Source organism: Streptomyces sp. NPDC048411 (assembly GCF_040704695.1).
GTDB lineage: Bacteria > Actinomycetota > Actinomycetes > Streptomycetales > Streptomycetaceae > Streptomyces.
The window spans coordinates 1-2,005 of sequence record NZ_JBEZKL010000292.1; the positions used below are offsets into that span (position 1 = coordinate 1).

At 63.4% G+C, this 2,005-nt stretch carries 3 protein-coding genes; all 3 read left to right on the forward strand.

From position 1 onward, the window contains the following. Positions 1–517, forward strand: a 517-nt coding sequence (locus AB0915_RS39065; protein ID WP_366696145.1) for a PT domain-containing protein, incomplete at its 5' end; no start/stop codon positions are given. A 375-nt stretch (positions 518–892) separates the two neighbouring features. Then, on the forward strand, positions 893–1,273 hold the full coding sequence (locus AB0915_RS39070; protein ID WP_030976601.1) for an FKBP-type peptidyl-prolyl cis-trans isomerase: 381 nt from the start codon (positions 893–895) through the stop codon (positions 1,271–1,273). Positions 1,274–1,399: 126 nt separating this feature from the next. Further along, positions 1,400–1,954, forward strand: coding sequence for a hypothetical protein (locus AB0915_RS39075; protein WP_366696147.1), 555 nt, complete (start codon positions 1,400–1,402; stop codon positions 1,952–1,954). Positions 1,955–2,005: the final 51 nt, after the last annotated feature.

Below are 2,005 nucleotides of genomic sequence, written 5' to 3' on the forward strand. Positions count from 1 at the left end.
CCAACCGGCCAACCGGCCAACCGGCCAACCGGCCAACCGGCCAACCGGCCAACCGGCCAACCGGCCAACCGGCCAACCGGCCAACCGGCCAACCGCGCCGACCTGGGGCACGCCAGCGGTCTGTTTCGGCTATTTCGGCCCGGCAACGGAAGATCACGACGAAGGGGATCAGCTGGCGGCGCCGTGCCTATATCGCGCCGTGGATGGCCGGGAACGTCGGCAGATGGGGTTTGCTGCCAGCGTTCTGATGCAGGCTCGCCATGAGGCGGTTGACTGTGGCGCCGGACACCTGCAGCACTGCCTCGAAGTCGCCCGTCAGGAGGTTTGCCATATGCGCCTCTCGCAAGCTGACACAAGCGTCCGGGACGTCACGCCCAGCAGGTCAGCCATCGTTTGGGATCGCCAGAGGCCAGCTATCTGCCGCATCGACCGACCTCGTGATCATCAATGCCGCATCGCACCCTATGTCAGGCATATACGGAGTTGTGGTAAATCTGGATCGGAGGAACCCGCATAGGCGCGTCACAGAGGCCAAAGAGCGGAACGGGCACATCACATCAGCTCAGACCAAGCGGATAACTTCGCAACCACCCAATGCGGTCGCGCATGAGTGACGAATACAGCAGCCAGATCCGGCGACTCGACCAGCGAGGCCGTTCTCAGGAGAGTGAGGTCAGCGACCTCTAGAGTGAGGTGAGCTCGCTCAAGTCGAAGGTCGGCTACGTGGAGGACCTCGACTACGAGCTCCCGGCCGAGGGCGGCAGTGCTCCGTTGGGCTTGATGCACTCCAGGAGATCAGCGTTCACGGCAGCGTGATGATCTACTGCATAGAGTGACCATGTGCCCGGCTGGTCTGTATGAGGGCTTCCGGCGGCGAGCGAATGAGGCTGCAATGAGTGAACTGACGAAGCCCGAGATCGATCTTCCGGAGGGTGACGCTCCCACCGAGCTGACAATCCGCGACCTCGTCGTCGGGGACGGGCTTGAGGCGAAGCCGGGCAGGGTTGTCCAGGTTCACTACGTCGGGGTCACCTTCGAGTCCGGAAAGGAATTCGACACCTCCTGGGACCGGGGCCAGACGTTCAAGTTTGCCGTGGGCGGTGGCAAGGTCATCAAGGGCTGGGACCGCGGGGTCAGAGGGATGAAGGTCGGCGGTCGGCGCGAGATCATCGTTCCCCCGCGCCTCGGCTACGGCAACCAGTCACCCTCGCCGTTGATCCCGGCGGGCTCGACACTCGTCTTCGTGGTGGACCTGCTCTCCGTCGCAGTCTGAGGCCTTCTGCTACCCGGCCTCTCCGCCCGGGCAGGAAGCAGAGGCCTGGGGACTCCCGTGCCACTCCCATGATCGTCTCGCAGGCGATAGCGTGCGCCCATGACTTGGCGGGGACCGACATATCGGATGGTGGATGGGGAGAGAATCGATGGGGCCTGGTGCCACATCTGGCGGCGTTATCGACCAGACAGTGAGTACTACCTCGACGACCTGATTGTCTTCGCGGATGGAGCGATCACCTGCGGAGAACGTACGGACCTGGCCGGCCTCGAGAAGATGCTGGCAACGGGCCGATTGGCGGTGACCAACCCTGAGACTCCACCCCTTCCCGACGAACCATCGAAGTGGGCCTCTCGTCACGGCGAACCGCTGACACCAGAGGGATTTCTTCTGGAAGTCGCTGATCGCATCGAAGTACTCAATGAGCGACCAACTGCCGGGCAACGTTGCTGGGCTGCGATCCGACGCTTTCAGCAGGAGCCAGCCGAGTCCAACCGAGCACTTCTCCGGGCGGCATATCTGGCGGTTCCGCCGCATCTTCGGATCTACGTCCTCGGAGATATGGACCGCCAGGACCGTCCCTTGCGGATCCTGCTCACGAGCATTGGTGAGGTCGTCGACGGCGATGGTCCGGTAGCAGGGGCATTGCATGATCGAGATCTGTCTGGGTTCGTCAGGTGAGACCGAGGGCTCGTAGGGGCCGGTAGTAGTCGCGGCCGGTGTGGCGGAGGG

Bases quoted from the DNA above. Each gene is read 5' to 3' on its own strand.
- AB0915_RS39075 (WP_366696147.1), top strand. From the start codon at position 1,400: ATGGTGGATGGGGAGAGAATCGATGGGGCCTGGTGCCACATCTGGCGG.
- AB0915_RS39070 (WP_030976601.1), top strand. From the start codon at position 893: ATGAGTGAACTGACGAAGCCCGAGATCGATCTTCCGGAGGGTGACGCT.